General features: G+C 47.0%; 1 protein-coding gene. It reads left to right on the forward strand.

Translation table 11 applies throughout. The annotated features are described in order from the left end of the window. Positions 1-344, forward strand: a 344-nt coding sequence (locus M992_RS14300; protein WP_072165988.1) for a DUF1496 domain-containing protein, incomplete at its 5' end; no start/stop codon positions are given. Positions 345-498: the final 154 nt, after the last annotated feature.

The following is a 498-nucleotide window of genomic DNA, read 5'->3' on the forward strand; positions in this document are numbered from 1 at the left end:
CTAACACGAAGATTGCTCTCATTCTGACCGCATCCGTAATCAGTTGCAGTGCCTTTGCTCAGAGCGTATCCGCGCCGAAAACCGATTCTTTGCTGAGCAACATTCTGGGTGAACAGGTACAGACAAACCAACATCTTGTACAACTGCTGGCAAAGGATCAGAATGCCGGTCTTACACTGACCCCGGAACAAAAGAAAACCGCCTGCCTGTATGAAAGTCGTTACTACAGCAGTGGCGCACAGCTTACCGTCGGAAAAGAGACGCTTCGCTGCACGCTGAGTGGCGAAATCCCGACATGGGAAAATGCGAATGAGGGCAACATTGTCTCTGCCGAAGGAAAATAAAACTCCTCTGACAGCTTCTCAATTATGCGCACCAAAATGATTTAAAAAAATCTCCTTTTGATGGTATATTTTTTACTCGAAATAGAAATCATTAGGAGATTGTTATGGTTGATGCCCCGCCCTCAATCCCGCTGCCAACCTGCATGGTTGAAGC

This window comes from Moellerella wisconsensis ATCC 35017, from assembly GCF_001294465.1.
In the GTDB taxonomy this organism is placed as follows: Bacteria; Pseudomonadota; Gammaproteobacteria; order Enterobacterales; family Enterobacteriaceae; genus Moellerella; species Moellerella wisconsensis.